The following is a 24,407-nucleotide window of genomic DNA, read 5'->3' as shown; positions in this document are numbered from 1 at the left end:
GGCTGACGGTCCCCGTCACCGACTCTCGACGGCCGTGTGAAGGACACAAAGGTGCCAAAGGCCGAGTCTAACGGGGTGGAGGTATACGAATGCGCCCGTGGGCCGCTAGGCGAGATACGCCGGCGCCGCCACGGGCAACGTAAATCGGAACTCCGCGCCGCCCTCGGGGGCGCGGCCGACGGTGATGGTGCCGCCGTGGGCTTCGACGATGCCCTTGACGATGTACAGCCCGAGGCCCGTGCCGCCGCGCTTGCTGCCCCGCCAGAAGCGGGTGAAGACGCGGTTCATGGACTCCTCCGGGATGCCGGCCCCCTCGTCGCTCACCGTGACCGACGTACCGGTGTCCTCCCCTTCCCGGGGGGACGCCGAGGGCGTGACGTCAATCGTGACCGTTCCCTCGCCGTGACGCACGGCATTTTCGAGCAGGTTGCTGAGCACCTGGTCGATCTTGTCGGGGTCGGCCCACAGCATGGGCAGCGGCTGTTCGATACGGAGCAGGAACCGGTCCGCGGTCTGCCCGGCAGCGACGTACGCCTGGATGTGCCGCCCCACGGCCGCCCCGATGTCGACGGGCTGGCGGCGCACTTCGAGCCGCCCGGAGTCGATGCGCGAGATGTCGAGCAGCTCGGCGATGAGCCGGGTGACCCGGTCGGCGTCGGCGTCGACGGTCTCCAGCATCAGCCGCTTCTGGTCGTCGGTGAACCGTTCCCACTTCGCGAGCAGCGTGGCGGTGAAGCCCTTGACGGAAGTGAGCGGCGAGCGCAGCTCGTGGGCGACGGTGGCGATCAGCTCGGCGTGGCTGCGCTCGGTACGGCGCCGGGCCTCGGTGTCCCGCAGGCACACCACGACACGGTGGACGGGTCCGGTGGGCTCGGTGCGCACGTACTGCGCGGAGACGAGGACCTCACGTCCGCCGGGCAGGAGCAGATTCCGCTCGGGCTGGCGCCGCCGGATGGCGAGGCCGCCGTACGGATCGGTCACCTGCCACCAGCGCCGCCCTTCCAGGTCCTCTAACGGCAGCGCCTTGTCGAGCCGCTGTCCGAGGGCCTCGGCGGCGGGGACGGCGGTGATGCGTTCGGCGGCGGCGTTGAAGCAGACGACCCGGCCGTGCTCGTCGGCGACGACCAGTCCGTCGGGCAGGAGGTCGGGGTCGATGCCGAGCCCGGCCAGATCACCGGCGCCGGACGCGGACTCGTGCCGCACGCCCCGTGCTCCCGGTGCGCTGCTCGTGCCGACGCTCATATCCCCGTACCCCACCTCTTCGACGGAGGGCCCCCGAGCTGGTCACCCTACTAGCTCTCGGTGACGGAGCGGCACCCTCCGGAGGCGCGCTGTGCACGGGCCGACGCGTAGAGACATACGGCCGCGGCGGTCGCCAGGTTCAGACTCTCGGCCTTCCCGTGGATCGGGACGCGCACCACGGCGTCCGCGAGTGCGCGGGTCTCCTCCGGGAGCCCCCACGCCTCGTTGCCGAACACCCAGGCGGTCGGCCCGCCCATGGTCCCCTTGTCGAGCTCGTCGTCGAGGTCGTCGGTCCCGGCCCCGTCGGCGGCGAGGATCCGCACACCGGCGTCCTTGAGCCCCTGGACCGCCCGCTCCACGGGGACACCGACGGCGACGGGGAGATGGAAGAGGGAGCCCACGGAGGCCCGTACGGCCTTGGGGTTGTACAGATCCACCGACGCGTCGGTCAGTACGACGGCCTCGGCCCCGGCGGCGTCCGCGCACCGCAGGACGGTCCCGGCGTTCCCGGGATCCCGGACGTTCGCGAGCACGGCGACGAGCTTGGGGCGGGCGGCGAGGATCTCCTCGAAGGGGGTGTCGAGGAACCGGCACACCCCGACGAGCCCCTGCGGGGTGACGGTGGTGGAGATGTCGGCGATGACGTCCTCGGAGGCGAGGTGCACCCGCGCTTCGACGGCACGGGCCTCCCCGATGATCTCGGCGTACCGCTCCGCGGCCTCGACGGTGGCGAACAGCTCCACGAGCCCGTGCCCGGCGGCCTCCCGCACGGCCTGCGGCCCCTCGGCCAGGAACAGCCGCTCCTTGCTCCGGAAGTTCCGCCTGGCGAGCCGCCGGGCGGCGGAGACTCGGGGGGAACGAGGGGAGATCAGCTCAGGGGTTGCGGAGTGCATGAGGCTCACTTTCAAGAACTACACAACAGGACCCGCAAGCCCGAAAGCCTGCGGGTCCCTCATGTCACGTCGGCTCGAAGCCGGCGCTTACGTCACGCGGCCTTGGGCGCGTTGACGTCGGCCGGAAGAGCCTTCTGCGCAACCTCGACCAGCGCGGCGAACGCGGTGGCGTCGTTGACGGCCAGCTCGGCCAGGATCTTGCGGTCGACCTCGATGTTCGCCGCGTTCAGACCCTGGATGAAGCGGTTGTACGTGATGCCGTTGGCGCGGGCAGCGGCGTTGATGCGCTGGATCCACAGCCGACGGAAGTCGCCCTTGCGCTTCTTGCGGTCGTTGTAGTTGTAGACCAGCGAGTGGGTGACCTGCTCCTTGGCCTTGCGGTACAGGCGCGAACGCTGACCGCGGTAGCCGGAGGCCGCCTCGAGGATCGCCCGGCGCTTCTTGTGGGCGTTGACTGCCCGCTTGACGCGTGCCACTTTTTAACTCCTTGTAGCGGGGCCGTGGTTGGACTCACACGGCCCGGAATCGAATAGGTCCCGGTCCAGACGTACGGCGCTCAGTCAGGGCGCCGCGTACGTCACTTGCCGAGAAGCTTCTTGATCTTCGCGGCGTCGCCCGGGGCCATCTCGGCGTTGCCGGTGAGGCGGCGCGTCACGCGGGACGACTTGTGCTCGAGCAGGTGGCGCTTGCCGGCGCGCTCGCGGAGCACCTTGCCGGAGCCGGTGATCTTGAAGCGCTTGCTGGCACCGCTGTGCGACTTGTTCTTCGGCATAGCGCCGTTCTCTCCTCTGGGTGGCGCTCCGGTGCCCGGTCGTGAAACCGGGCACGCGGTGGAGCGTCGCTCTTGTATCGGTTACGTCCTGGGGGACTCGCGTCCCCTGGGATCACGCCTCGGCGGGAGCCTCGGCAGGGGCCTCGGCCTCGGCGTCCGCGTTGACGGCGTCGGGGTCCGCGGCGTTCTGCGACTTGCCGGGGTTGGCCTTCGCCTCGGCCTTGCGGGCTTCCTGCGCCTGACGGGCCTCGGCCATCGCCTCGGTCTTCTTCTTGTGCGGACCGAGGACCATGATCATGTTTCGGCCGTCCTGCTTCGGGTTCGACTCAACGAAACCGAGGTCCTGGACATCCTCCGCGAGACGCTGCAGCAGTCGGTAGCCGAGCTCCGGCCGGGACTGCTCGCGACCACGGAACATGATCGTGATCTTGACCTTGTCGCCCTGCTTGAGGAACCGGACGACGTGACCCTTCTTGGTGTCATAGTCGTGCGGGTCGATCTTCGGCCGGAGCTTCATCTCCTTGATGACCGTGTGCGCCTGGTTCTTGCGCGCCTCACGGGCCTTCATGGCCGACTCGTACTTGAACTTCCCGTAGTCCATGAGCTTGCACACGGGCGGACGGGCGTTCGCCGCGACCTCGACCAGGTCCAGGTCGTACTCCTGCGCAAGCTCCAGTGCCTTGGCCAGCGGGACAATGCCCACCTGCTCGCCACTGGGACCGACAAGTCGCACCTCGGGAACGCGAATCCGGTCGTTGATGCGGGGCTCGGCGCTGATGGATCCTCCTCGGTTAGCACCACACAGCCGTCTGGCGGACGGCCGCGTTTGTCTCTTTTCGACAGACCTAACCGCGCCGAGGTACAAAAAATGCCCCGGACGATCACAAGACGGGGCTCCAAAGCACTGCCGGAGCACCGCCGCGATGTGATCGCGGGGCGCACATTCGGGCGACTCCATCGTCCGTACGGAACGATGGTGGCCGCCTGACCGGGGTGACCCGCCGTCCCGGGGGACGGTCAGGTGGGAGATCGGAGCCTCCACTTGTGGGCCGGGCACGCGAGTGTCCAGCCGGTCGTCAAACAGGTTAGCAGGATCGCTTGACAAGGACCAATTGGAGGAACGGCATCAGGGACCGCCTATCGTGTGGGCCATGAGTGACACCCCTCCTGAGTCCCCCGCCGGCTTCGACGAGATGACCCGCGACATCGCCGAGGTCCCCGCCGTCGAGGTGATCGTGACGGTCGCCGTGAACCTGATGAGCGCCGCCGCGGTGAAGCTCGGTCTGACCGAGGAGGGCGACAAGTACAAGGACCTGGACGAGGCCCGCAAGCTGATCCACGCCCTGGCCGGCCTCCTGGACGGCAGCGCCACCGAGATCAGCTCCTTCCACGCCGCCCCGCTCCGCGACGGCCTGAAGTCCCTCCAGCTGGCCTTCCGCGAGGCGTCGATCGTCCCGGACGAGCCGGGCCAGGGCCCGGGCGAGAAGTACACGGGCCCGGTCTACGGCTAGGGCCTACCGCACGTACAAGGGCTCGCCCGGAGGCGTCGCCCCGGCCGGCAGCAGTGCCAGGTCGAGGCCGCGCACCAGGCGGGCCCTCAGTGTTTCGTCGGCGGCGAGGCGCCGGGCGACGGACCGGGCCGCCTCGGCGGGTGCGGCGGAGTCGTCGAGTACGAGGGCCAGGGTGCCGTCGGCCTGTCCGGGCCCCAGATGAGCACGGAGTACGGCGGACTCGGCGGCCACCGCGGCGCGTACCGCCTCCCGGACGGCCGGATCGGCCAGCGGGTCGGTCGTCGTACGACCCTCGGCGAGGGCGAGCAGCGCAGGGCCGGTCAGTTCGAACGGCACCGGACCGGCCAGGTCCAGCACGACCGTGTCCGCCTTCTCGTGCGCGGCGGCCTGGAGCGCCTGGTGCAGCGGTACGGCGACGGGGCGGGCCGCCGGGTCCCAGCGCGCCAGCGAGTCGGTGGAGGTGAAGGCGGGCAGGGCGGTGCGGCCGCCGGCCTTCAGGGTGGGGACGGCCATGTCGCTGGTCTTCTCGCGGCGCAGTCCGTTCTCGTCCTCCTCGACCTCGCCGAGCACGGCCACGACGGGGACGAGCAGCCGGGCGCCCTTCAGGGCCTCCAGGACGGGTCCCACGGCGGTCCGGTCCTCGGTCCAGGCGGCGAGCGCCGCGCTCAGCCGGGGGTCGGCGGAGCCGTCGTCGTCGGAGAAGCCGGGGTCGGGAATGTTCTTGTTCGCCACGGTCACCGACCCTATAGGGGGGATGCTGCTGGGCTTGTGCGGCCCCGGAAACCTCTCCGTGACGCACTTCACCGGAATCTCAGATTTCCCTGACACACATCTAACTTCCGTCTAACGGCCCACACAGTCGGCGGCCCGACCATCACGGTCATGGAGTCCTCCAGAGCCCGCCGAAGCCGTAGCTCGCGCCCGTCCCGGCGGCGCCCGTTGATGTACGCCGCCCTCGCCTCCGTGGCGGTCGTCGGCGCCACGGCCGGGGGGACCGTGTACGTGAAGGCCCAGGCGCACTCCGGCGCTCCCTCCGTATCCTCGGCCCCGTCGCCGACCCCGGAGGCGGCGAGCGAGGAGGCATCGGTGGAGCCCGTGACGCAGCCGACGGTGGACTACGACAAGCTGCTGGCCGACGCCATGGAGTCGGTGACCGTGCCGGGCGACGCGGACGTGTCGGTCGCCGTGCTCGACCTGGACGCCGGGGAGAGCGCCACGTACGGGGATGCCGCGTTCGACACGGCGAGCATCGTCAAGGTCGACATCCTGGTGGCGCTGCTGCTCCAGGCGCAGGACGAGGACCGGCATCTCACGGCGGCCGAGAAGTCGTACGCCACCTCGATGATCGAGAACAGCGACAACGCCTCCGCGTCCGCGCTGTGGCGGATCATCGGGCAGGCAAAGGGGCTGGACGCGGCCAACTCCCGTCTCGGGCTCACGGACACCGAGGGCGGTGACGGGATGTTGTGGGGGCTGACCCAGACCACGGCCGCCGATCAGCTCACCTTGCTTCAGCAGGTGTTCGGTGACGACTCGGAGTTGAGTGAGGCTTCGCAGCGGTATGTGCAGGGGCTGATGGGTGAGATAGCCGTCGGCCAGCACTGGGGGGTGTCGGCCGCCGCCAAGGGATCCGCGTGGGCTCTGAAGAACGGGTGGCTGCCGCGGTCGACCACCGGGCTGTGGGACATCAACAGCGTCGGGCGGGTCACCGCGTCGGACGGGAACGCGTACTTGGTCGTGGCGCTGTCGAACGGCAACGCGACGAAGGAGAAGGGGATTTCGCTCGTGGAGGCGGCTGCGAAGGCTGCGGTGTCGGTGTTCACGGGTTGAGAGTGCCTCGGTAGGCCGTCGGCGGGCTGCGGCAGCGTCGTGGCTGGTCGCGCAGTTCCCCGCGCCCCTGACGGGGCGCCATGCGCACCGTCAGACTTCTTCGTACTGCCCTCTTCTGCCCCGCCACAGCACCACCGCCGCGATCAGCAGGACTCCGCCCGCACCACCCGCCAGGGGGGCCGCCCAGCCTGCCGCGTCGTCGTCCTTCTCGGCCGCGTCCGGGCCCGAGCCGAAGTACTTCTCGCCGTAGGACGCCGCTTGCAGGCCCTCCGGCTTCAGCTTGGCCGCGGCCTTGATCGCGGCGGCCGGGTCGACCATGCCGTAGCCGCGGGAGTCGTCGCGACCGCCGACGGGGGCGTCGCGGGCCGTGTCCTCCAGGAGCTTCTTGATCTGGGCCGGGGTCAGGCCGGGGTGGGCCGCCTTGACCAGGGCGACGGCTCCGGAGACGAAGGCCGCGGCGGCGCTGGTGCCCCAGCCCTCGTAGTACTTGTGGTCGGGGTCGGCGATGACGACCTTGTCGCCGGGGGCGCTGACCGTGGAGTACCAGCGGCGGGTGGAGAAGGCGGCGCGGGTGCCGTACCGGTCGACGGCGGTCGCGGCGATGACACCCGGGTAGGCGGCCGGGTAGGAGATGTGGTCGCCCTTCTCGCCGCCGTTGCCGGCCGAGGCGACGACGACGGAGCCCTTCTTGAGGGCGTACTGGACGGCCTCGTCCTCGGCGGGTTCGGGGTGGGCGGACTTGGAGTCGTCGCCCAGGGAGAGGTTGATGACGTCGGCGCCGTGGTCGGCGGCCCAGCGGATGCCCTCGGCGAGGGCGTTGCCGCGGGTGTTACGGGCCTTGCCGCGGGCCGAGTCGCCGTCCTCCAGGATGACGCGGACGGGGAGGATCTTGGCCTCGGGGGCGATGCCCATCACGCCGTCGCCGTTGCCGATCCCGTGTCCGTGGCCGGCGATGATGCCGGCCATCGCGGTGCCGTGGCGGGCCCAGGCGCGGTCGCCGCGGCTCGCTCCGAAGCCGACCATGTCCTTGCCTTCGAGGACGTTGCCGACGAGGTCGGGGTGGTCGTCCTCGACGCCGGTGTCGAGGACGGCGACGGTGATGCCCTTGCCCTTGGTGGTCTGCCAGGCCTCCTGGGTGTGCATGGCGTCGAGGGCCCACTGCTGGGCGCGGATGCCGTCGGCGTGCGCCGCGGTGGGCGGTACGAGGGCGAGGGAGGCGGCGAGGAGGGCGCTGAGGAGGCCTGCGCGGCGGGTCATGGCGTTCACGACGGTTTCTCCGTGGCCGAGGCGACGGTCTTGCGGAAGCCGCGTTCGATGCGGTCGACGAGACCCTGGGCCTCGTGGCCGAGACCGGCCTGGGCGATGTCCGTGGTGGCGCCGGACGCCGTGGCCTTCCCGGCGGGCTCCGGCTCGTCGACGGTACGGCCGTCGGCCCAGCCGGAGACGGCGTAGGCGACGACGGGGGCGTCGGTGAGGACGGAGACGGCCCAGGAGGCGCGCTGCTTGGTGCCGAAGCCGGCGGCGGCGGTGTTCTCGGCGGCGTAGGTCCGGGGCATGAGGTCGGTGCGGTCGCCGAGTTTCTCCTTGCCGAACCGGGTGTCGAGGGCGGTCATGCCGGCGGCGTCGGCCTTGGTGAAGAGGAGTCCGACGGTGGTGACGTAGCTCTGGGTGGCGTCGGTGTAGGTGGCGCGGAGCAACCGCTGGCAGCCGACGGGGGCGAGTGCCTTGCGCAGGAGGGGGTCGAAGGCGTCCTTGCAGCCGCTGTCGGGGGCGACGGCGATCCGCGTCCAGGTCCGGTCGGCGCCGCCGGGGCCCGCGCCCTGTCCCTGGACGGTGGGCGGGAAGAGCTGGTCCACGGGAACGCTGTGCCACATCTCGGCGGCCGCCGCGAAGCTGCTGCCGGACCCGGCGGCGGCCGAGTCGCCGACGAGCCAACTCCCGGTCGCGGCACCGCCGATGAGCCCGAGCCCGAGCACGAGACACACGGCCACACCGACGGCCCGCAGCCGCCCCCGCCCGCCGAGCACCCGCGGCCGCGCCTGCTCGTCGTACCCCTCGGGCTGCCCGAACGACACGACGGGCCGCCCGGACCCAGGGGTGTCACCGGGTGCCAGGGGGGCGCTCCAGGAGAGGGAGGGGTCGGGTTGCCGGGGGGACGGGTGCCCTCCGGGGATGTCGGCGGGCGCCGAGGCCGACCGGGGGCCGGGCATGGACGCGTCACCGAAGGGAGCCGAACCACCGAATGCGTCAGCGGACGTGGCGGCCGGACGGGAGCCGGGCCGGGGCGGCACACCGGCCGGAGCACCGGAGGACGCCGCAGGGCCGGGCGCGGAGGTCGGGCGGGTGCCGGGCCGAGGCGGAGCGTCGGAGGACGCCGCTGGACCGGACGCAGAGATCGGGCGGGTGCCCGGCCGAGGCGGAGCAGCCGAAGGGGCCGTCGAAGCGGGCCCGGAGGACGGGCGGGTGCCTGGGCGAGGCGGAGCGTCGGGGGACGTGGGGCGGCTCAGGGAGGGGTCGCGGTCCGTGTCGACCGGTACCGGGCGGAGGCGGAACGTGGTCTCGAAGGCCGTCTCCGGGGGTGTGCCGTTGCGGCGCGGGGGTGTCGCGGGGCGGGGCGGCGTGGTGGTTCCGCGGGTGTCCTGACCGGTGGGCGGCGGCGTGTCCGGGAAGCGGGCGGAGGCCTTCGGCGGGGGCGGGGTCAGCGGGGCGGCGTCGCCGGAGGACGGGGCGCGCAGGCGGGGGAAGCGCGGAGGGGTGTCCAGGGAGGCGTCACGGGTCGGTTCCGCGGTGCCGCCGTGCCGGGAAGGCACCTCACGTGCCCCCTGCTGCTCCCCCGGTCGCGAACCCGGCATCGGAGGAACGGCCGTCGTCGGCGTGGGCGCCCCGCCCGTCGGCTGCGTACCCGGCGCCTGGGCCGCCGGCCGTTCCTCGGTGGTGTCCGGGGTGGGCACCGGCTCCTCGCGGTCCGTGGCCTCGGGGCCCGGCTTCGGAGGGGCCGTGGGGCGTGGGGGTGTCGTGGGGCGCGGGGGGATGGAGGCGTGCCGCGCTTCCGTGCTCATGCGCCCCCCGTTTCCCTTGTGCCCGGGTCCGTCGTCGTGCCCGGTGCGAACAAGCCCGCCCGGCACACGCATACCCGCACGGACGGACCGGCATCCCCTGACTGCGGGCCCCTGCCGTCCTCACATGCGTGCGCGTCACTCTACGGGTTGTCCCGGGCCGGACGGGAACCAGTCCACGAGCCCGGGGCTTTAGCCCGGATCGTCCCCCTACCCTGCGGTAATCCTGTCTGGCAGGCTTCGTTCATGACTGCGCGCGCCGCCGACCGGGCCCGTTACGACCGGGCCACCGCCCACCTCGACGCCCCTGTGGCGATCGTGGATCTGGACGCCTTCGACGCCAACGCGGACGATCTCGTCCGCCGGGCCGGCGGCAAGCCGATCCGTGTGGCCAGCAAGTCCGTACGGTGCCGAGCGCTGCTCGAACGCGTCCTCGCCAAGGACGGGTTCGAAGGGCTCATGTCCTTCACCCTCGCCGAATCCCTGTGGCTGGCCCGCTCCGGCTTCGACGACATCCTGCTCGCCTACCCCTCCGCGGACAGCGCCGGGTACGCCGAGCTGACCTCGGACCCCAAGCTCGCCGCCGCCGTGGCCGTCATGGTCGACGACGTCACCCAGCTCGACCTCATCGACCGCTCCCGGGACGGCGGACGTGAAGTCGTCCGCGTCTGCCTGGAGTTGGACACCTCCCTCAGGCTCCTCGGCGGCCGGGTGCGGGTGGGCGCCCGGCGCTCCCCGCTGCACTCCCCCGCGCAGGTCGCCGACCTCGCCCGCGCGGTCGCCCGGCGGCCCGGATTCAAGGTCGTCGGGATCATGGCGTACGAGGGTCATATCGCCGGTGTGGGCGACTCCGTCGCCGGGCATCCGTTCCGGTCCCGTGCCGTGCGGCTGATGCAGGCCACCGCCCGCAAGGAGCTGGCCGAGCGGCGCGCGGAGGTGGTGCGGGCCGTCCGGGCCGTCGTGCCCGACCTGGAGTTCGTCAACGGCGGCGGCACCGGCAGCGTCCAGACCACCGCCGCCGAGGACGCCGTCACGGAGATCGGGGCCGGGTCGGGGCTGTACGTGCCGCGGCTCTTCGACAACTACACGTCGTTCAGCGGGCGTCCGGCCGCGCTCTTCGCCCAGCCCGTCGTACGGCGGCCGGGCGTCGGTGTCGTCACGGTGCTCGGCGGCGGCTATCCGGCCTCCGGGGCGCCCGGGCCCGACCGGCTCCCGGTGCCCTATCTGCCCGAGGGGCTGAAGTACGACCCGCAGGAGGGGCCCGGCGAGGTGCAGACTCCGCTGCTCGGCTCCCCCGCCGACGACCTCCTCCTCGGGGACAAGGTGTGGTTCCGGCACGCCAAGGCCGGGGAGCTGTGCGAGCGGTTCGACGTACTGCATCTGATCGAGGGCGACTCCGTCACCTCGACCGTCCCGACGTATCGGGGCGAGGGCCGGACGTTCCTGTAGGTCAGTCCGTCGGGCCGATGCTGCTGCCCACGCCGCCGCCGTTCGCGTCGCCGCTGGACCGGATGCCCTTGGTGATCCGGTCCATGTCGGCCAGCGGCGGCCCGTCCTCGCCGGCGTCGAAGACGTAGCGCACGACGACCGGGGACTCGGTGCCGACGCTGGACTGGAAGGCGAGGGACTGGACGTAACCGCCGGGCCCCTTGGCGGTCTTGACGCGCCAGCGGACGAAATACCCGGCACGGCCCGCCACCGCGACCGGTCCCGACTTCACGACCTCGTGGGACTCGATGCCGCCGAAGGGCCGCTTGCCGACGAGGTCGCGGTCGTAGGCGTCGTCGGCCGCGTCGGAGATGTCGGCCTTGGCGAGGGCTTCGGGGGACGTCTCGTCGTCGGAGGTCACCGTGCGCGAGATGACGAGTCCGTGCCGGCACACTCCGGGGTCGCCGGGGCAGTCGTAGGTGCCGTCGGTGGACATGAGGACGTCGTCGTCGACGATGTACTGCGGCCGCACCCAGCCGTCGAGCAGCGGCACGGTGATGCCGTTGAGCTGGTCCTCGACGACGGCCGGGTCGTCGGCGGAGGGCTCGCTGGTGGACTCCGACGGCGTGGGCGTGGGCGTCGGGCTCGTCGGGGCGAAGGTGGGGGTGATGGACTCGGTCACCGTCGTACTGTCCTCGGCGCCCTGGTCGTCACGCAGCACGAACGCTCCTGTCACGATCGCCGCGACCAGGACCACCCCCGCCGTGGTGAGGGCGATGACCTTCGCGCGCCCCGAGGCCTGGTCACCCGGCGGCCGCCCCGGCACCGGCGGCACCGGCGGCGGGCCCGCGGGTGCGGGCTCGCGCCGGTGCTCGGTCCAGGCCGTGCCGTCCCACCAGCGTTCCAGATGCGGATGCTTGGGGTCGCGGTACCAGCCGGGCGGGGGCGTCATGCTCATCCCGGCACTCTAGGCCGCGGGCCTACAGCGGTGTGACGTAAGCCCCCGAGATCCCGCCGTCGACGAGGAAGTCGCTGGCGTTCACGAACGAGGAGTCGTCGCTGGCCAGGAAGGCGACGGCGGCGGCGATCTCCTCGGCCTCGGCGAAGCGGCCGAGCGGGATGTGGACGAGCCGGCGGGCGGCGCGCTCGGGGTCCTTGGCGAACAGCTCCTGGAGCAGCGGGGTGTTGACCGGGCCGGGGCAGAGGGCGTTCACGCGGATGCCCTCGCGCGCGAACTGCACGCCCAGTTCACGGGACATGGCCAGGACACCGCCCTTGGACGCGGTGTACGAGATCTGGGACGTGGCCGCGCCCATCCGCGCCACGAAGGACGCCGTGTTGATGATCGAGCCCTTGCCCTGGCGCCGCATGTAGGGGATCGCGGCCTTGCAGCACAGGTAGACGGAGGTCAGGTTGACCTCCTGGACGCGCTTCCAGGCATCGAGGCCCGTCTCCAGGATGGAGTCGTCGTCGGGCGGGGAGATGCCCGCGTTGTTGAAGGCGATGTCGACGCTGCCGTAGGTGTCGTAGGCCGTCTTGAAGAGGGCCTCGACCTGCTCGGCGTCGGTGACGTCGACCTTCACGAAGATCCCGCCGACCTCCTCGGCGGCCGCCTTGCCGCGCTGCTCGTCGACGTCGCCGCAGACGACGTGCGCACCTTCGGAGGCGAGCCGGCGGGCGGTGGCGAGTCCGATGCCGCTGCCGGCCCCGGTGATGACGGCGGTACGGCCGACCAGGCGTCGGCAGACAATCTCTTCGGTCGATGCGGTCACTGTGCGGGGCCCTCCGTGCTGATGAAGACGTTCTTGGTTTCGGTGAAGGCGGCCAGGGCGTCCGGGCCGAGCTCGCGGCCGACGCCGGACTGCTTGTAGCCGCCGAAGGGGGTCCAGTAGCGGACGCTGGAGTGGGAGTTGACGGACAGGTTGCCGGCCCGGACCGCCTGGGAGACCCGGAGCGCACGGCCGACGTCCCGGGTCCAGATGGAGCCGGAGAGGCCGTACGGGGTGTCGTTGGCGAGACGGATCGCGTCCTGCTCGTCGGTGAAGGGCAGGAGGACGGCCACGGGGCCGAAGATCTCCTCCCGGGCCGCCGCGGAGTCGTGCCGCTCCCCCGTGAGGACGGTCGGCGGGAACCAGAAGCCGGGTCCTTCGGGGGCGCTGCCGCGCAGGGCCGGGGCGTCGTCCGGTACGAACGACCGTACGCGGTCCAGCTGCTGACGGGAGATCAGCGGACCCATCTGGGTCTTCTCGTCGGCCGGGTCGCCCACGACGACGGCGGAGAGCGCGTCGGCGAGCAGCTCGCGGACCTCGTCGTACACGGACTCCTGGACCAGGACGCGGGTGCGGGCGCAGCAGTCCTGGCCGGAGTTGTCGAGGAAGGAGAAGGGGTCGACGGCAGTCGTGAGGTCGGCGTCGGCGAAGACGATGTTCGGGCTCTTGCCGCCGAGTTCGAGGGTGACCGGCTTGACCTGGTCGGCGCAGAGGGCCATGACGCGCTTGCCGACCCGTGTGGAGCCGGTGAAGACGATCTTGGCGACGCCGGGGTGCCGTACGAGGGCGTCTCCCGCGATGTCGCCGCGGCCCGGCAGCACCTGGAAGAGGTGTTCCGGGAGTCCGGCCTCCAGGGCGAGTTCGGCGAGGCGCAGTGCGGTCAGCGGGGTGGTCTCGGCGGGCTTGAGGAGCACCGCGTTGCCCGCGGCGAGGGCCGGGGCCGTGCCCCAGGCCGCGATCGGCATGGGGAAGTTCCAGGGCGCGATCACCGCGACGACGCCCAGCGGTTCCAGGAGGGTGACGTCGAGGCCGCCGGGCACGGGGATCTGCCGGCCGGTGAGCCGCTCCACTCCGCCGGCGGCGTAGTCGAGGAGGTCGCGGACATTGCCCGCCTCCCAGCGGGCGTTGCCGATGGTGTGGCCGGCCTCGCGGACCTCCAACCGCGCGAGTTCCTCCACGTGTTCGTCGACGACGGCGGCGAACCGGCGCAGCAGCCTGGCCCGGTCGGCGGGCGCGACGGCCGCCCACGCGCGCTGTGCCCGCTCGGCCCGCTGGACGGCGGCGTCCACGTCCTGCTCGACGGCGCCCGGAACGGTGGCGATCACCTCCTCGGTCGCGGGGTTGAGGACGTCGAGTTCGTACTGTTGCGACAAGAGATGCCTCACAGGCGTTCGAAGGAGCGGCGCAGCTCCCAGTCGGTCACCGCGGCGTCGAAGGCGTCCAGCTCGACACGCGCCATGTTGCGGTAGTGGGCCACGACCTCGTCGCCGAAGGCGGCCCTGGCGATGGGGCTGTTCTCCCAGAGCTCGGCGGCCTCGCGGAGTGTGGTGGGGACGTGCGCGTACTCGGCGGTGTAGGCGTTGCCGGGACAGGCCTCGGGCAGCTCCAGCTTCTGTTCGATGCCGTAGAGGCCCGCCGCCACGAGTCCGGCGACCGCGAGGTGGGGGTTGACGTCGCCGCCGGGCAGCCGGTTCTCGAAGCGCATCGAGCGGCCGTGGCCGACGACCCGCAGGGCGCAGGTGCGGTTGTCGTGGCCCCAGGCGACGGCGGTCGGGGCGAAGGAGCCGGGCTGGAAGCGCTTGTACGAGTTGATGTTGGGGGCGTAGAGCAGGGAGAAGTCCCTCAGGGCCGCCAGCTGTCCGGCGAGGAAGTGCCGCATGACCTCGGACATACCGCCGTTGCCCGCCATCACGTTGTTGCCGGCCGTGTCGGCGAGCGAGAGGTGGATGTGGCAGGAGTTGCCCTCGCGCTCGTTGTACTTGGCCATGAAGGTGAGCGAGACGCCCTCCTGGGCGGCGATCTCCTTGGCGCCGGTCTTGTAGATGGCGTGCTGGTCGCAGGTGACCAGGGCCTCGTCGTACTTGAAGGCGATCTCGTGCTGACCGGGGTTGCACTCGCCCTTGGCGGACTCGACGGTGAGCCCGGCGCTCGCCATCTCGTTGCGGATGCGCCGCAGGAGCGGCTCGATACGGCCGGTGCCGAGGACGGAGTAGTCGATGTTGTACTGGTTCGCCGGCGTGAGCCCGCGATAGTGCGCGTCCCAGGCCTGCTCGTAGGTGTCCTTGAAGACGATGAACTCCAGCTCGGTGCCGACCATGGCGGTGTAGCCGAGTTCGGCGAGGCGCTCCAGCTGGCGGCGGAGGATCTGGCGCGGGGCGGCGACCACGGGTGAGCCGTTGTCCCAGGCGAGGTCGGCGATGAGCATGGCGGTACCGGCGTTCCAGGGGACGCGGCGCAGGGTGGAGAGGTCGGGGTGCATGGCGAAGTCGCCGTATCCCCGGTCCCAGGACGACATCGCGTACCCGTCGACCGTGTTCATCTCGGTGTCGACGGCGAGCAGGTAGTTGCAGCCCTCGGTGCCGTGGTGGAGGACCTCGTCGAGGAAGAAGCGGGCGGCGAACCGCTTGCCCTGGAGCCGCCCTTGCATGTCGGGGAAGGCCAGGACGACAGTGTCGATCTCACCGCCGGCGACGAGAGCGTGCAGCTCCTCGACGCTCAGCGGGGGTGTGCGGTCTGCCACGGGAGAGCTCCTTCGGCTTCTGCGCTTTTTTCGGCCGGGCCGGAAGCCATAAGGTATTGCCGAGAACCATTGCTTGGGAAGGGGGTGCGACGGGATGTCACTGGATCCGGAGGGCGATCTGGAGGACCGGTTGACGCCGGTGCTGCGGCCGGTACGGGCGGGCAACGGCTTCGAGGAGGCACTGGAGCAGATCCTGCAGGTCGTACGGCTCGGTCTGGTGCCGGGGGGCGAGCGGCTGCCGGCCGAGCGGGAGCTGGCGGAGCGGCTCGGGATCAGCCGGGTGACGCTGCGCGAGGTGTTGAAGGTGCTCCAGGACCAGGGGCTGGTGGAGTCGCGGCGCGGGCGGTACGGCGGGACGTTCGTGCTGCCGAAGTCGGACGCCGGGGGCGAGGACGAGCTGCGGCGGCGGATCTCCGAGGTCGACATCGAGGACGTGCTGCGCTTCCGTGAGGTCCTGGAGGTGGGGGCGGCGGGTCTGTGCGCGGCGCACGGGCTCGCCGACGACCAGGCGGAACGGCTGCGCGAGGCGCTGGCCCGCACCCAGGACGCTCCGCTGGCGGACTACCGGCGCCTGGACACGATGCTGCATCTGACGCTGGCCGAGCTGTGCGGATCTCCGTCGCTGACCGCGCAGTACGCGGCGGTACGGGCCACGGTGAACGACCTGCTGGACTGCATCCCGCTGCTGGTGCGCAACCTCGAACACTCCCAGCGGCAGCACACCGCGCTGGTGGAGGCCGTGCTGGACGGGGACGCGGACGGGGCGCGGGAGATGATGCGGGAGCACTGCGGGGGGACGGCGGCGCTGCTCAGGGGGTTCCTGGCGTGAGAACGGTGGACCTTGTCTTCGAGGGCACCTCTGGGCAAAGGTATGGAAACAATCCTTTGCGGGACCGGGAGGGCGCATGGCGGACAGGCCGCTGATCGGCATCAGTACCTATCTGGAGGCCGGGGCGCGCTGGGGCGTGTGGGAGCTGGCGGCGGCGCTGCTGCCCGTCGGGTACCCGCGGCTCGTGCAGCGGGCGGGCGGGCTGGCCGCGATGCTTCCGCCGGACGCGCCCGAGCATGCCGCCGGGGCCGTGGCACGTCTCGACGGGCTGGTGATCGCCGGCGGGCCGGACGTCGAGCCGGTGCACTACGGCGCCGAGCGCGAGCCCCGTACCGGGCCACCGGCGCCCGAGCGCGACGCGTGGGAACTCGCCCTCATCGACGCCGCCCTCGCCGCGGGCGTCCCGCTGCTCGGGATCTGCCGGGGCATGCAGCTGCTGAACGTCGCCCTCGGCGGCACGCTCGTCCAGCACATCGAGGGGCATGCGGAGGTGGTCGGCGTCTTCGGGTGGCACACGGTGAAGCCGGTGCCGGGAACGCTGTACGCCGGCGCGGTCCCGGAGGAGACGTCCGTACCCACCTACCACCACCAGGCCGTGGACCGCCTGGGCACCGGCCTCCTCGCCTCGGCCCACGCGTCGGACGGAACGGTCGAGGCGGTGGAACTGCCTTCCGCCGACTGGGTGTTGGGGGTGCAGTGGCATCCGGAGATGGGTGAGGATCAGCGGGTGGTACGAGGGTTGGTGGAGGCTGCGGGAGGCTAGCCCCGTGTCAGGGACAGCAGTTCACGTGCGGGTCCCACCGGGCGGTGTCCCGTCGGCCAGACCGCTCGCAGGTCGCGGGCCAGGGAGACCCCCTCCACCGGCACCCGGACCAGTCGGCGCATGGCCAGCTCCTCCCCCACCGCCAGCTCGCTCAGGACCGCCGGCCCCGCCCCGCTGACCGCCGCCGCCTTCACGGCGGTCGTCGAGGACAGCTCGATCAGGGGTCTGGCCAAGCCGCCCAGCGCCGCGTCCAGCACCTGTCGCGTCCCTGAGCCCTTCTCCCGCAGGATCAGTGGGGTCACCGCCAACTCGTCGGCGGCCAGGGGCCGTCGGCGGCGCGCCCAGGGGTGGGCCGGGGCGGTCACCACGATCAGGTGGTCGTGGGCGATGACGACCGAGTCGAGGCCCGTCGGTACGTTCAGACCCTCCACGAACCCCAGATCCGCCTCATCCGAGAGCAGCCGGTCGGCCACCGCCGCCGAGTTGCCGGCCAGCAACGACACCGCGGTGTCCGGTCGTTGGGCGCGCAGCGCCAGCAGCCAGCCCGGCAGCAGATACTCCGCGATCGTCATGCTCGCCGCCACTCGCAGCCGCGAGTCCCGCCGGTCCCGCAGGGCCTGCGCCCCCGCGTCGAACGCCTCCGCCGCCTCCACGATCCGCCGCGCCCAGTCCGTCACCAGCGCCCCCGCGTCCGTGAGACGGGAACCGCGCGGAGAGCGGTCCACCAGCGCCACACCCAGCTGACGTTCCATCGAGCGGATACGGCTGCTGGCCGCCGGCTGGGTGATGCCGATCTCCCGCGCCGCCGCCCCCAGGCTGCCGAGCCGGGCCACCGCCAGCAGCAGTTCCAGCGCCCCCAGATCGGGGACGCGGTGCGCCAGCATGCCACCGGGGGTCGAGGGAGAGCCCTCCCGCTCACTGCTCATAAATCCAGTTTATGCCCTCATAGAGGCGTCGTCCCTGGTGGCGGCCCCACATCCACGCGATCGTCGAATCATGGTCACCGCAGCCCAACCCCTGCTCCCCCGTGCCACCGCACGAACCCCGCGCGCCATCGCCGTCCGTCACCTCGGGCCCAACTGGTACGCCACCGTCATGGGCACCGCCATCGTCGCCACCGCCGGAGCCGGACTGCCGGTCTCCGTTCCCGGTCTGCGCACCGCCCTCACCGGCGTCTGGGCACTCTCCCTCGCCCTCCTCGCCGTGCTGCTCTGCGCCCGCGCCCTGCACTGGATCCACCATCGGGACCAGGCCCGCACCCATCTCCTCGACCCGGCCATGGCGCCCTTCTACGGCTGTCTGTCCATGGCCCTTCTCGCCGTCGGCGGCGGCGCCGTCACCGTCGGCTCCGACTGGATCGGCACACCGGCCGCGGTCGCCCTCGACGCCGTGCTGTTCACCGCCGGCACGGCCATCGGACTCACGGCGGCCGTCGCCGTCCCGTACCTCATGGCCGTACGCCATCGGATAGAGCCGTCACAGGCCACGCCCGTGTGGCTGCTGCCGCTCGTTGCGCCCATGGTGTCGGCCGCGCTCGGTCCGCTGCTGGTGCCCCATCTCCCGGCCGGGCAGGCGCGGGAGACCCTGCTGCTGGCGTGTGTGGCGATGTTCGGGATCAGTCTGCTGGCGACCCTGCTCATGCTGCCGCTCGTCTTCGGACGGATCGTCACCGGCGGTCCGCTGCCCCTCGCCCTCACCCCGACCCTGTTCCTCGTGCTGGGCCCGCTCGGGCAGTCCACCACCGCCGTCAACCACTTCGCGGACGTCGCGCCCGGTGTCGTACCCACGCCCTACAGCGGCGGCTTCGGCGTCCTCGCCGTGCTCTACGGCGTGCCCGTCATGGGGTTCGCGCTGCTGTGGTTCGCGCTCGCCGGCGCGCACGTCCTGCGCGCCCGGCGGGACGGCATGGGGTTCGCGATGACGTGGTGGGCCTTCACCTTCCCGGTCGGCACCTGTGTCACCGGGGCGGAGGGTCTGGCCCGGCACACCGGGCTGATCGCCTTCCAGTGGCTCGCCGTCGCGCTGTACGTCGTGCTCGTCGCCGCCTGGGCCACCGTCGCCCTGCACACCGCGCGCGGGCTGCTCAGCGGCGCGCTGCTCGCAGGGCCTTCGTCAGCAGCCGTGGCGCCTCGGTGAGGGACGGGCCGTACCAGGTGAGGTGTCTGCCGCTGACGAGGGCGCAGGGCAGGCCGGGGAAGGCCTCCGGGCCGTCGTCGGCGGTGAAGCGGTAGGGCTCGTCCGGGAGGACGACGACGTCCGGAGCGGCCGCGTTCAGGTCGTCGATCAGGATGCGGGGGTAGCGCTCGGGGTGGGTCGCGTACACGTGGTCGACGCCCAGGCGGGCCAGCACGTCTCCGGCGAAGGTGTCCCGGCCCAGGACCATCCAGGGCCGGCGCCAGATCGGCACCACGGCCGTCGGCCGGTACGACGGTTCCGGCAACGCCTGCCACGCCGACTCCGCCTCGTCCAGCCAGCGCGGGCGGGTCCGCGCGCCGCAGGCCGTCAGTACGCGGGCCAGTTCCCCGAAGGCCTGCGGGACGTCCCGCACCTCGGTCACCAGGACCTCGACGCCCGCCTCGCGCAGCGCGGCGAGGTCCGGCTCCCGGTTCTCCTCCTCGTTGGCGATCACCAGGTCGGGGGTGAGCGCGAGGACGCGGTCGAGCTTGGGGTTCTTGGTGCCGCCCACGCGTGCGACGTCGAGGTCCGCCGGGTGGGTGCACCAGTCCGTGACGCCGACGAGGGCGCCGGGGACGGAACGGGCCACCGCCTCCGTGAGGGACGGGACCAGGGAGACGACCCTCACTTGCCGGGCCGGTCCCGGACCGCCTCGATGTGTTCGGCCACCGCGACGACCACGATCCGGGTCTCGGGCACGGTCGCCCGCCACCGGTGCCGTACCCCGCCGGTGAGATAGAGCGTGTCGCCGCGGCCGAGCCGGTAGGCCCGGCCCTCCGCCTCGATCTCCACCGCGCCGTCGGCGACGTACATCAACTGGTCGTTGCGGAACTGGAATTCACGGCCGGCGTCATGGTCGCCGGTGAACTCCTGGGCGTGCATCTGATGGTGACCGCGCACCAGGGAACGCACCCGGGACCGGCACTCCGGATCGGTGTCGTCGGCGCGGACGACGTCGACGCTGCACGCCGGGTCGGCGGCGGCGAGGAGTTCCACGGCGGTGGTGCGCAGGGCGTCGGCCACCTTCTCCAGGGAGCTCTGGCTGGGCCGTGCCCGTTCGTTCTCGATCTGGCTCAGGAACGGCACCGACAGGCCGCTGCGTTCGGCCACGACGGCGAGGGTGAGCTCCAGCGCACGGCGTCGCCGCCTGACGGCCGCGCCCACCCGCAAGGGTTGTTCTTTGTGGTCGCCCATCGCTCCGGCTCCCTCCTTCGCTCGTCGGTCCGTTCACACTCTCTGATGAGTTGTCTGCACCCTACGCATGTTCGGCAAACCGTTTCATGCGCCCGTCACATTGCCGTAAACCCCGCGAGGGCCATCTCGCCAACTCCGGCCAGTAGATCAGCTCTCCGCCCGCCCCGTGCGGGGTTTGCGCCGTCAGGACGAACCAGCTGACCACGACGGTCCGATGAGGCTCAGGGGGCGGCATAGCTCTATGTGGTTGTCCGGATCCTTTTCATCGACCGCGTACGGACGCACCGGCCCCGGACATGCCCGAGGGGCGGGTCTCGCCACACGCCGTCAGGTCACGTGGGGAGCCCGCCCCTCGGGCGGCTTCACCGGGCCGGCTACTGCGGTGTCATCCGCTCCGCCACGTCCGGGTGCTCCTTCAGCCAGGCGGCGACGGCCTCTTCCTCGTGGCCCTGGCCCCGCTGGTTGATCTCGGCCTCCAGGGTGCCGAGCTCGTCCTCGCTCATCCTGAAGTTCTTGATCCACTTGGTGAGCCGCGGGTACTGCTCGGGGAACTTCTCGTTGGCGATGGTCCGGATCGTGTTGCCCTCGCCGAAGAGCTTCTTGTCGTCCTTCAGCTTGGTCAGGTCGTACTGGCTGTACGCCCAGTGCGGCGACCAGAGCACGACGGCCACGGGCTGCTTCTTGGCGTACGCGCGCTTGAGCTCGGCGAGCATCGCGGGCGTGGAGCCGTCGACGACGTCGTACTCCTTGTCCAGGCCGTAGCCCGGCAGCACCTTCTTCTTGAGGAGGTTCATCTCGCCGGTACCCGGCTCAATGCCGATGATCTTCCCGTCGAAGAGGTCAGCCTTGCCCTTGAGGTCCTCGTACGACTTCACGCCCTTGACGTACGAGGGCACCGCGATCTCCAGCGAGGTCGGCTCGTACCAGGTGCCGAGGTCGGCGAGTCTGTCCTTGTTCTTGTCCCAGTAGTTCGCCTGCGCGTACGGCAGCCAGGCGTCGAAGTTGAGATCGAGGTCCCCGGAGGCGAGGCCGGTGTAGACCGGGCCGACGTCCATCTGCTTCAGGTTCAGCCGGTAGCCGCGCCGCTCCAGGACGTTCTTCCAGAGGTAGGTGACGGCGATGTCCTCGTCCCAGGGGAACCAGGCCACGTCGACGGGCCGCTTCGCCTCGGCGGGGGCGGCGGTGTCCGCGACCGGTGCGAGCTTGTCCAGCACACCGGGGTTGGCCTTCAGCCAGGCGCGTACGGCGTCCTGCTGCTTGCCCTTGCCGGCCTTGTTGATCTCGGCTTCCAGACCGGTGAGCTGCTTCTCGCTCATCGTGAAGTCCTTCAGCCACTTCGCGACGACCGGGTTGTCGTCGGCGAAGCCCTTGCGGGACACCGTGTGCACCCCGTCGCCCTTGCCCCAGGCGCCCTTCGGGTCCTTGAGCTTCTTCAGCTTGTAGTCGCTGTACGCCCAGTGCGGCGACCAGAGTGTGGCGACGATGGGCTCCTGCTTGCTGTACGCCCGCTTCAGCTCGGCCAGCATCGCCGGCGTGGAGCTGTCGACGACCTTGTACTCCTTGTCGAGGCCGTACTCCTTGAGGACCTTGCTCTTGAGCAGGCCCATCATTCCGGCGCTGGACTCGATGCCGGTGATCTTCCCGCCGAACTCGGCGGACCTGCCCTTCAGGTCCTCCAGGGAGTCGATGCCCTTCATGTACGAGGGGACGCTCAGCTCCAGGGAGGTCGGGCCGTACCAGGAGCCCAGGTCGTCCAGCTGGTCGCCGTACTTCTTCCAGTACTCGGCGTGCGTGGTCGGCAGCCAGGCGTCGGTCTGGAAGTCGACGTTGCCGGAGGCCAGGGAGGTGTAGAGCGGGCCGGCGTCGAGCTGCTTGGCCTCCACCTCGAAGCCGCGCTCCTCCAGGAGCTCCTTCCACAGGAAGGTGGAGGCGACGCCCTCGTCCCAGGGGATGTAGCCGATGGTGACCTTCTTGCCCTGGCCGACGTTCTCGCCGACCGGAGCGGTGCTGTCGGCCTTGCCGCCGAACATCCCCATGCCGCCCGCGACGAGGGCGAGGACCACGACACCGATGACCGCGACCTGCGGACGGGGGCGGTACGACCAGATCTTCAGGCCCTGTGCGGCACGCGCCTTGGCGGCGGCGCGGCGGCCCAGCGGGGAGACCTGGGTGCCCAGGGCGCCGGTCATACGGTCGAGGTAGATCGCGAGGATCACGATGGCGACGCCGGCCTCGGAGCCCAGGCCCACGTCGAGCTGTCCGATGGCCTCGTTGACGCGTCCGCCGAGGCCGCCGGTGCCGACCATGCCGGCGATCGCGGCCATGGACAGGCCGAGCATGATGACCTGGTTGACGCCGGCCATGACCGTGGGCAGGGCGAGCGGGAGCTGGACCCGCACAAGGGTGTCCCTGGGAGTCGTGCCGAACGCCTCGGCCGCCTCGACCAGTTCCTTGTCGACCTGGCGGATGCCCAGCTCGGTCATGCGCACGCCGGGGGCGAGCGCGAAGATCAGGGTGGCCACGATGCCCGCGGAGGCGCCGGTGCCGAAGAAGAGGATCGCCGGGATGAGGTAGATCATCGCGGGCAGCGTCTGCATGAAGTCCAGGACCGGCCGGACCAGGCCGCTGACCCGGTCGGAGCGGGCCGCCCAGATGCCGACGGGCACGGAGATCACCAGGGCGATGATCGTGGCGACGAGGACCAGCGAGAGGGTCACCATCGCGTCGTCCCACAGTTCGAGGGAGTCGATGAAGGCGAAGCCCGCGAAGGTGAGGACGCCGGCCGTGGTGCCGCGCAGCCAGAAGGCGATGACGGCGAAGATGCCCGCGAGGAGCAGGGGCTGGGGCGCCTGGAGGACGGCGTCGATACCGTCGTAGGTGCCGGTGAAGACGGTCTTGAGGAAGTCGAAGAGCCAGGCCATGTGGCCGAGCAGCCAGTCGACCGCGTCGTTGACCCAGTCGCCGAGCGGGATCCTAGGCACGGGCCACCGCCTTGTCGCCGCCCTTGTCCCGGGGCGAGTCGCAGGCGGACGGGTCGGACTGCTCGTCGCCGAGGAAGGCGACGAGGCGTTGTCTCGGGACGCGGCCGACGAGTTCGCCGGTCTTGTCGAGGACGGCGACGGGGTGCGTCAGCCGGGCGCTGATCGCGCAGAGCTCGGTGAAGGGGGTGTCCGGTGTCGCGGTCTCGCAGCGACAGCTCACCTCGTCGCCGAGGACGTCGGTGTCCATGACGGAGCCCGCGGTCAGGACCCGCGAGCGGTCGACGTCCTGGGTGAAGGAGGCCACGTAGTCGTCGGCGGGCCGCACGAGGATGTCCTCGGCGCTGCCGATCTGGACGATGCGGCCGTCGCGCATGACGGCGATGCGGTCGCCCAGGCGCATGGCCTCGTTGAGGTCGTGGGTGATGAAGACGATGGTCTTCTTCAGGGTCTTCTGGAGCTCCAGGAGCTGGTCCTGCATGTCGCGGCGGATCAGCGGGTCCAGGGCGCTGAAGGACTCGTCCATGAGGAGCAGGTCGGCGTCGGTGGCGAGGGCGCGGGCTAGGCCGACGCGCTGCTGCATACCGCCGGACAGCTCGTCGGGCCAGGACTTCTCCCAGCCGGCCAGCCCGCACAGGGCCAGCGCCTCGGTGGCGCGCTTCTCCCGCTCGGCGCGGGGCACGCCCTGCACGGCGAGGCCGTAGGCGGCGTTCTCCAGGACGCTGCGGTGCGGGAAGAGCGCGAAGTGCTGGAAGACCATGCTGATCTTCCGCGCCCGGACCGCGCGCAGCTCACGGTCGCCGAGGGCGGTCAGATCCTGCCCGTCGAAGCGGACGTGTCCGGCGGTGGGTTCAAGGAGGCCGTTGAGCATGCGCAGCAACGTGGACTTGCCGGATCCGGACAGTCCCATGACGACGAAGATCTGGCCGGGCTCCACGGTGAAGGAGGCGTCGACGACCGCGGCGGTGGTGCCGTCGGCGCGCAGCTCCTCCCGGTCGGCTCCATCGCGCAGTCTCTCGACTGCCTCACTCGGTCGTCTGCCGAACACCTTGTAGAGATGTTCGGCCTCTAGGCTGGCTGACACGCGTACCTCTTGACTCGGGGGCGGGGGTCAGTGGCGGCGCCTGCCCTCGACCGACCAGGGCAAACGCCGAAGTGGTTCAGTTCACAACCAGTCCGTGGGATCGCCGTCGGGGCTTCACATCGTCGAGGAGCCGTCACTGTCGG

Annotated in this window: 22 protein-coding genes and 1 pseudogene; 6 read left to right on the top strand and 17 right to left on the bottom strand. The window is 71.4% G+C overall.

Going from position 1 to position 24,407, the window contains the following annotated elements; all coding sequences use genetic code 11:
- Nucleotides 1-105 precede the first annotated feature (105 nt).
- From ACFY0U_RS29335 to infC, 5 genes and pseudogenes are all read right to left on the bottom strand, one after another.
- The gene (locus tag ACFY0U_RS29335; protein ID WP_388640912.1) at nucleotides 106-1,242 is read right to left on the bottom strand and encodes an ATP-binding protein; all 1,137 of its coding nucleotides are present in this window, start codon (nucleotides 1,240-1,242) and stop codon (nucleotides 106-108) included.
- A 50-nt stretch (nucleotides 1,243-1,292) separates the two neighbouring features.
- The gene (locus ACFY0U_RS29330; protein WP_388640910.1) at nucleotides 1,293-2,135 is read right to left on the bottom strand and encodes a TrmH family RNA methyltransferase; all 843 of its coding nucleotides are present in this window, start codon (nucleotides 2,133-2,135) and stop codon (nucleotides 1,293-1,295) included.
- 92 nt (nucleotides 2,136-2,227) lie between these two features.
- Entirely contained in the window at nucleotides 2,228-2,611 is a 384-nt protein-coding gene (gene rplT / locus ACFY0U_RS29325) for a 50S ribosomal protein L20 (RefSeq protein ID WP_020132316.1), read from the bottom strand.
- Between the two features lie 101 nt (nucleotides 2,612-2,712).
- A complete protein-coding gene (gene rpmI, locus ACFY0U_RS29320; RefSeq protein WP_003977225.1) occupies nucleotides 2,713-2,907 on the bottom strand; it encodes a 50S ribosomal protein L35 in 195 nt (64 codons plus the stop codon).
- 112 nt (nucleotides 2,908-3,019) lie between these two features.
- Nucleotides 3,020-3,710: pseudogene (infC, locus tag ACFY0U_RS29315) on the bottom strand (translation initiation factor IF-3).
- Nucleotides 3,711-4,058: 348 nt separating this feature from the next.
- Here infC and ACFY0U_RS29310 point away from each other — a divergent pair.
- The gene (locus ACFY0U_RS29310) at nucleotides 4,059-4,418 is read left to right on the top strand and encodes a DUF1844 domain-containing protein (RefSeq protein WP_351686537.1); all 360 of its coding nucleotides are present in this window, start codon (nucleotides 4,059-4,061) and stop codon (nucleotides 4,416-4,418) included.
- 3 nt (nucleotides 4,419-4,421) lie between these two features.
- Here the strand turns inward: ACFY0U_RS29310 and ACFY0U_RS29305 are convergent, their stop codons facing one another.
- A complete protein-coding gene (locus ACFY0U_RS29305; RefSeq protein ID WP_388640908.1) occupies nucleotides 4,422-5,150 on the bottom strand; it encodes an SseB family protein in 729 nt (242 codons plus the stop codon).
- A gap of 150 nt (nucleotides 5,151-5,300) precedes the next feature.
- On the opposite strand from ACFY0U_RS29305, the gene ACFY0U_RS29300 reads away from it, so the two are divergent.
- Nucleotides 5,301-6,248 carry a serine hydrolase gene (locus tag ACFY0U_RS29300; RefSeq protein WP_388640906.1) on the top strand — a complete coding sequence of 316 codons (948 nt, stop codon included), beginning with the start codon at nucleotides 5,301-5,303 and terminating at the stop codon, nucleotides 6,246-6,248.
- A 90-nt stretch (nucleotides 6,249-6,338) separates the two neighbouring features.
- Here the strand turns inward: ACFY0U_RS29300 and mycP are convergent, their stop codons facing one another.
- Together mycP and ACFY0U_RS29290 are read right to left on the bottom strand one after the other, a co-directional pair.
- The gene (gene mycP, locus ACFY0U_RS29295) at nucleotides 6,339-7,505 is read right to left on the bottom strand and encodes a type VII secretion-associated serine protease mycosin (protein ID WP_388640992.1); all 1,167 of its coding nucleotides are present in this window, start codon (nucleotides 7,503-7,505) and stop codon (nucleotides 6,339-6,341) included.
- Between the two features lie 5 nt (nucleotides 7,506-7,510).
- Nucleotides 7,511-9,307, bottom strand: coding sequence for a hypothetical protein (locus ACFY0U_RS29290; RefSeq protein ID WP_388640904.1), 1,797 nt, complete (start codon nucleotides 9,305-9,307; stop codon nucleotides 7,511-7,513).
- Nucleotides 9,308-9,550: 243 nt separating this feature from the next.
- Between ACFY0U_RS29290 and ACFY0U_RS29285 the strand changes: the two genes are divergently transcribed.
- A complete protein-coding gene (locus ACFY0U_RS29285; RefSeq protein WP_388640902.1) occupies nucleotides 9,551-10,753 on the top strand; it encodes an amino acid deaminase/aldolase in 1,203 nt (400 codons plus the stop codon).
- Between the two features lies 1 nt (nucleotide 10,754).
- Here ACFY0U_RS29285 and ACFY0U_RS29280 read toward each other — a convergent pair whose 3' ends face one another.
- From ACFY0U_RS29280 to ACFY0U_RS29265, 4 genes are read right to left on the bottom strand one after another with little or no spacing between them, the layout of a single operon-like run.
- A complete protein-coding gene (locus ACFY0U_RS29280) occupies nucleotides 10,755-11,684 on the bottom strand; it encodes a DUF2510 domain-containing protein (RefSeq protein ID WP_388640991.1) in 930 nt (309 codons plus the stop codon).
- A 28-nt stretch (nucleotides 11,685-11,712) separates the two neighbouring features.
- Nucleotides 11,713-12,504 carry a 3-oxoacyl-ACP reductase gene (locus ACFY0U_RS29275; protein ID WP_388640900.1) on the bottom strand — a complete coding sequence of 264 codons (792 nt, stop codon included), beginning with the start codon at nucleotides 12,502-12,504 and terminating at the stop codon, nucleotides 11,713-11,715.
- Nucleotides 12,501-13,874 (bottom strand): aldehyde dehydrogenase family protein, encoded by a 1,374-nt coding sequence (locus ACFY0U_RS29270; protein WP_388640898.1) that lies wholly within the window; start codon nucleotides 13,872-13,874, stop codon nucleotides 12,501-12,503. The genes ACFY0U_RS29275 and ACFY0U_RS29270 overlap by 4 nt, the downstream gene beginning before the upstream one ends.
- Nucleotides 13,875-13,882: 8 nt before the next feature.
- On the bottom strand, nucleotides 13,883-15,241 hold the full coding sequence (locus tag ACFY0U_RS29265; protein ID WP_388640897.1) for a glutamine synthetase family protein: 1,359 nt from the start codon (nucleotides 15,239-15,241) through the stop codon (nucleotides 13,883-13,885).
- A gap of 94 nt (nucleotides 15,242-15,335) precedes the next feature.
- On the opposite strand from ACFY0U_RS29265, the gene ACFY0U_RS29260 reads away from it, so the two are divergent.
- Nucleotides 15,336-16,070 carry a FadR/GntR family transcriptional regulator gene (locus tag ACFY0U_RS29260; RefSeq protein ID WP_388640895.1) on the top strand — a complete coding sequence of 245 codons (735 nt, stop codon included), beginning with the start codon at nucleotides 15,336-15,338 and terminating at the stop codon, nucleotides 16,068-16,070.
- A gap of 76 nt (nucleotides 16,071-16,146) precedes the next feature.
- Nucleotides 16,147-16,833 (top strand): gamma-glutamyl-gamma-aminobutyrate hydrolase family protein, encoded by a 687-nt coding sequence (locus ACFY0U_RS29255; RefSeq protein ID WP_388640893.1) that lies wholly within the window; start codon nucleotides 16,147-16,149, stop codon nucleotides 16,831-16,833.
- On the opposite strand, the gene ACFY0U_RS29250 is transcribed toward ACFY0U_RS29255, so the two are convergent.
- Nucleotides 16,830-17,759, bottom strand: a complete 930-nt coding sequence (locus tag ACFY0U_RS29250) for a LysR family transcriptional regulator (RefSeq protein ID WP_388640892.1) — start codon at nucleotides 17,757-17,759, stop codon at nucleotides 16,830-16,832. The genes ACFY0U_RS29255 and ACFY0U_RS29250 overlap by 4 nt on opposite strands.
- 70 nt (nucleotides 17,760-17,829) lie before the next feature.
- Between ACFY0U_RS29250 and ACFY0U_RS29245 the strand changes: the two genes are divergently transcribed.
- Nucleotides 17,830-18,969: a TDT family transporter gene (locus ACFY0U_RS29245; protein ID WP_388640890.1), complete on the top strand. Its 1,140-nt coding sequence runs from the start codon at nucleotides 17,830-17,832 to the stop codon at nucleotides 18,967-18,969.
- On the opposite strand, the gene ACFY0U_RS29240 is transcribed toward ACFY0U_RS29245, so the two are convergent.
- The 4 genes from ACFY0U_RS29240 to ACFY0U_RS29225 all read right to left on the bottom strand — a co-directional run bounded on the left by ACFY0U_RS29240 (nucleotide 18,917) and on the right by ACFY0U_RS29225 (nucleotide 24,264).
- The gene (locus ACFY0U_RS29240) at nucleotides 18,917-19,636 is read right to left on the bottom strand and encodes a helical backbone metal receptor (RefSeq protein WP_388640888.1); all 720 of its coding nucleotides are present in this window, start codon (nucleotides 19,634-19,636) and stop codon (nucleotides 18,917-18,919) included. The genes ACFY0U_RS29245 and ACFY0U_RS29240 overlap by 53 nt on opposite strands.
- Nucleotides 19,633-20,202, bottom strand: coding sequence for a helix-turn-helix domain-containing protein (locus ACFY0U_RS29235; protein ID WP_388640886.1), 570 nt, complete (start codon nucleotides 20,200-20,202; stop codon nucleotides 19,633-19,635). Before ACFY0U_RS29235 ends, ACFY0U_RS29240 begins: the two co-directional genes overlap by 4 nt.
- A gap of 374 nt (nucleotides 20,203-20,576) precedes the next feature.
- Nucleotides 20,577-23,183 carry an ABC transporter permease/substrate binding protein gene (locus ACFY0U_RS29230; protein WP_388640885.1) on the bottom strand — a complete coding sequence of 869 codons (2,607 nt, stop codon included), beginning with the start codon at nucleotides 23,181-23,183 and terminating at the stop codon, nucleotides 20,577-20,579.
- A complete protein-coding gene (locus tag ACFY0U_RS29225) occupies nucleotides 23,176-24,264 on the bottom strand; it encodes a glycine betaine/L-proline ABC transporter ATP-binding protein (RefSeq protein WP_388640883.1) in 1,089 nt (362 codons plus the stop codon). Before ACFY0U_RS29225 ends, ACFY0U_RS29230 begins: the two co-directional genes overlap by 8 nt.
- Between the last annotated feature and the right edge of the window lie 143 nt (nucleotides 24,265-24,407).

The organism is Streptomyces sp. NPDC001536 (assembly GCF_042894505.1).
GTDB lineage: Bacteria > Actinomycetota > Actinomycetes > Streptomycetales > Streptomycetaceae > Streptomyces.
The sequence above is the reverse complement of the archived record's forward strand: the minus strand, read 5'-3'. Positions and strand labels throughout refer to the sequence as shown.